Source organism: Isachenkonia alkalipeptolytica, from assembly GCF_009910325.1.
Lineage (GTDB): Bacteria > Bacillota > Clostridia > Peptostreptococcales > T1SED10-28 > Isachenkonia > Isachenkonia alkalipeptolytica.
This window is the reverse complement of the sequence record NZ_SUMG01000046.1, coordinates 1-3858: the sequence shown is the minus strand read 5'-3', so window position 1 is coordinate 3858 and position 3858 is coordinate 1. Positions and strand designations below refer to the sequence as shown.

The following is a 3858-nucleotide window of genomic DNA, read 5'->3' as shown; positions in this document are numbered from 1 at the left end:
CTATAAAAACGAGCATTAGAATACTCGTTTTTAAAGAAATAAATGATATGAAACCCTGTATTTTTTAAGATTATTAGACAGGTCTTATTTAACTTTACAAAGTCTCATTTAGTTCTACAATTGACCTAAAACTTCCCTACTGCTACAGAAAGTACCAGGGGACATCGAAAAAACAAAGGAATTTTACAGCTATGGCAGTTATATCGGATAAGAGCACAAGAAAAAGATAACCGCCTGAAGGATCGGAAATACCGATACTTTCAGGCGGTTATATATTTGTTTAAGCACATGTTTTCCCGGTGAAATATGCTTGTACTAACGTGTCAACTCCACCGATTGTTAATCGTCATGATTTCCGTCGATAACCAGCAACCCCCACTTAAAACTACATAGAAATTAAGTGGAGGGAGTCTTCCTTAGATCTGGTTCAAATCGATGGAAGTTAAAAACCAGAAGCCCGCAACGACAACCAATCCGAACAGCGAAATGATGATCCCCGGTCGCATTTGCAGCTGCATGGCCGTGGTGCCGTATTTCATGGTCAGCCGGTGTTCAATCAAGCCGATAATCAAACCAGCTGTTAACGGGATCAGGGCAAATGCTCTGATATAACCGAAGCTGATAAACCCACCCATTCCAACAACCAGGGAAAGATAGGACAACCCATTAATGGTTCTGTTCGAAACCTTTTTTTCCATGTTCAGTTCCTCCTCCTCTTATATCTCAAACGGGACAGTACTTTTTCTTTTTTATTTAAAATTCTGTTCGCTGTCTTCTAGGTTCAGCCCAATACTTAAGCAGAGGCTTCATCGATCATATTTTTTGAAAATTCTTTGCCATACCGTCTAAAATGTCCACCGGTTTCATAAATATCCTCCTTTGAAATAAATTAATCACAGTAATGGGTAATCGCTTCAAATTCAATTCCCGTCTCCTTTTTCAGCTTCCGTTCAAACCAATATTTATGCTGCAAACCAAAGGTAATCAAAAATCTTTCATCATTGCTATTCCTGATGGACTCCATTATCCGATTGTAGTTTTCTTCATTATGTTTTTCCCAGAAATCCAAATCCGCTTGATTTTTAAAAAACCAAAGATGGTCAATATCCATCAATACTTGCATAATATCATTACAGGCTTCCGAATTGATTTCCTTCGCACTTTTAAAAATCTTAGGAATAGAACTGAATATTACATCGTCAACTTTGTGGTATAGTTCCTGCTTTACCTCTCCCATTTCTACGAGGGAATGCTTATCCTTCTCCCATTTTCGAAAATTTTTATAATATTTGGGGGATCCATAGTCTACGGGTAGTACCTTTATGTCGAGCTCTTGGGCTAAGGGGTATATGCATTGTTTATACTCTAATTTAAAATCCGGTAAATTCCTATAGTCTTCGCCGGGCCAAAGTTCCGCTAAAATAACATCGGGTTTAAATCGCCTTATTACAGTATCCACTTCTTTTAATGAGTAGTGATCTTTAAATTCGGTTTCATGCATCTCATGGACCATTCCTAATACTGATACGGTTTTCATAGCTTCGCCCTCCCATTTTTCATCGGTTACTTAACACCACTTTTTCCATCGACGTTAATTGTCTTAGCAAAACAAACTTTTTTTGCTCCTATACTTAGTATAAAGAACCCCGCCATAAAGCATAAGGGCATAGGGACGGATTCTTACTCCATCGTAAGACGGAAGGTTACGCCACAGCAAGCCACGGAAGCCACGGAAGCCACGGGGACGTTTTGTTTGCCACTTATACTAATTATATCTCCCCCTAAGTCTACAACCGCCACGGTCTAACTACATGGCATGCAAAACCCACCCTTGCCCCTCTGGCCTCTGGACTGTTTTATATCCGCTTTAGAAAATTCCAACACACCATTATGCACTACCCGTCTCCACCCTCCGACCGATGAAAAACCGCCCCGAAGATGGACTGAAAAATAGCCTCCAGACCGTTATCACGATTTGCGATACATTCTATAATGTACTTAAGAGATCAGGAAATAATTTGACGAATATCATAACTAAAATATAAATAAAAAGGAGCGGATCCCAGTGGAAAATATGTTAGCAATGGATAGCGGATACGAAATGGTAAATAATCACTTAGAAAGCCTAAAAGGAGGCAATAAAATGGAAGGCTCCATCAAATTAAACAACGATTCCTTTGACCTTAGCATTCCTGAAGAAAAATCAAAGAAACTCACGATTATCTTTAAATGTGCCCAGGCCAAGATTGAAAAAGCCTTACGACTACAGGACGTGGAACGGGACATCGAAAAAACAAAGGAATTCTACAGCTATGGCAGTTACATCGGATAAGCGCACAATTAGCATGAACACAAAAACAGAAATGCTACTTGCAAAAGAAATAGCCGTACTTGGACCGGTGCAAAGGAAAACGCGTAAGATCACAAGAAAAAGATAACCGCCTGAAGGATCGGAAATACCGATGCCTTGAGGCGGTTATCTTTTTCTTGTATCCTAAACAGAATGGCCCATCAATTATTGTAACCATAACCACTAGGGCTCTTCTTTTTTCTCTACCGGATAATTTTTTCTTTTCTGAGATACTTCATCATCCGCACCTCATGCTGGCGGGGATAAGGGTACCCCAGCGCCGTTGCCACTTCTTCTCCCAGCTCCTTAAACAGATGACAGGCAATCAGTAACGCTTCCCGGATACTGTCGTAGTCCCCGGCAGGGTAGCAATCTTTGTAAAGCGCCCAGTATTCCTTCGACAGATAGTGCTCGTAGTACTTTCCGTATTTTCCGGCGGAGACTTGAAAATTATGTTGCATGCCGAGCCACCAGTCCATCATTTTATGCAGGCTTTTGAGGGTGGTATCATAGTACATTCCCATCGCGTAGGGCAGTTCCCGTCTTAGGATCCCCTTCGCCACATTTTGCAGACACCAGTAAAAGTTGTCGGTGGCGCTTTCAAACTCCCCTTGGTGTGGTTTTCTCACCCAGTAATCCTGATCGGTGGGTGTCTCGCTCTTCGGGAGGATATTGTCCTTGTCCAGGATTTTGATCTTTAGCTTTTCCGACTGAAAGTGCCCTAAGCCTTCTTCGATGTTTTTCAACTGCAGATCAATCCGTACGCCGTCGCTAAATAGCATCAAATAGGCATAGGACTTGCTAAAGTCCCGGTCATAACCCAGTCCTCGATCGAGTTTGTCCGGCTCCTGAAGGAGATACAGATCCCCGAAAGTATGCAGCCACTCTTTGTCGTCGATAAAGGGCTTCGTATCCTCTACCATAAATACGATGTCGTAGTCCTGAAAGCGGTCCTGGGGGGCCTTGGGGTTGGCCCGGGAACCGTTTAGATAAACCGCCCGTATGCGTGGATCCTTAATGGTGGTACTCAGGATAATCTCGTAAACCATCTTCTCTGCCCTCATCAACATCTCCCCTTTACTAATTTTTCATCAGTATTTCTTTTTTGTCCCGCGGAAACTTCTCCAGACCGTAGCGAAAAGGCAACCGGGGCATCCTGTCTCTGTTCTTATATAAATAGTTAAATACCAACTCCGGATCCTGCTGGGACAGGACTTTCAGCATCCATCCGTAACCTTTCAGTACCAGATAATGCTCATCCTCCATCAACGCATCGGATACCAGCAGCGGATTGATCTGACCATACTTGTTTTTCTTAATCGGATAAATCAGCGAAACCGCAGCCCCCCGTCTTACCCAGAAGTCCGGATCCTTCGTCCATTTTAACCGCAATGCCGAGAAGTCTCCCTCCTCTTAGCCTTCCTTACTCACAAAGTGAGCGCGTAGGTGGGAGATGAATCGGTGGTTTTGAGCTTGAAAAATGGGTATAAATAAATCAGTAGATTCAG

Annotated in this window: 5 protein-coding genes; 1 reads left to right on the top strand and 4 read right to left on the bottom strand. The window is 42.5% G+C overall.

Annotation, left to right across the window (positions count from 1 at the left end; translation table 11 throughout):
* Window positions 1–416 precede the first annotated feature (416 nt).
* Together ISALK_RS14655 and ISALK_RS14650 are read right to left on the bottom strand one after the other, a co-directional pair.
* Window positions 417–698, bottom strand: a complete 282-nt coding sequence (locus ISALK_RS14655; RefSeq protein ID WP_160723630.1) for a hypothetical protein — start codon at window positions 696–698, stop codon at window positions 417–419.
* Window positions 699–889: 191 nt separating this feature from the next.
* Window positions 890–1537 (bottom strand): hypothetical protein, encoded by a 648-nt coding sequence (locus ISALK_RS14650; RefSeq protein WP_160723628.1) that lies wholly within the window; start codon window positions 1535–1537, stop codon window positions 890–892.
* A gap of 528 nt (window positions 1538–2065) precedes the next feature.
* Here ISALK_RS14650 and ISALK_RS14645 point away from each other — a divergent pair.
* Entirely contained in the window at window positions 2066–2332 is a 267-nt protein-coding gene (locus tag ISALK_RS14645; protein ID WP_160723626.1) for a hypothetical protein, read from the top strand.
* Window positions 2333–2553: 221 nt separating this feature from the next.
* Here the strand turns inward: ISALK_RS14645 and ISALK_RS14640 are convergent, their stop codons facing one another.
* Window positions 2554–3414 (bottom strand): aminoglycoside 6-adenylyltransferase, encoded by an 861-nt coding sequence (locus ISALK_RS14640; protein ID WP_160723624.1) that lies wholly within the window; start codon window positions 3412–3414, stop codon window positions 2554–2556.
* Window positions 3415–3430: 16 nt separating this feature from the next.
* The gene (locus ISALK_RS14635; protein ID WP_160723622.1) at window positions 3431–3742 is read right to left on the bottom strand and encodes a DNA alkylation repair protein; all 312 of its coding nucleotides are present in this window, start codon (window positions 3740–3742) and stop codon (window positions 3431–3433) included.
* Window positions 3743–3858: the final 116 nt, after the last annotated feature.

Excerpts from the sequence above, each read along its gene's own strand:
- ISALK_RS14655 (WP_160723630.1), bottom strand. The coding sequence starts at position 698 with ATGGAAAAAAAGGTTTCGAACAGAACCATTAATGGGTTGTCCTATCTT.
- ISALK_RS14650 (WP_160723628.1), bottom strand. The coding sequence starts at position 1,537 with ATGAAAACCGTATCAGTATTAGGAATGGTCCATGAGATGCATGAAACC.
- ISALK_RS14640 (WP_160723624.1), bottom strand. The coding sequence starts at position 3,414 with ATGAGGGCAGAGAAGATGGTTTACGAGATTATCCTGAGTACCACCATT.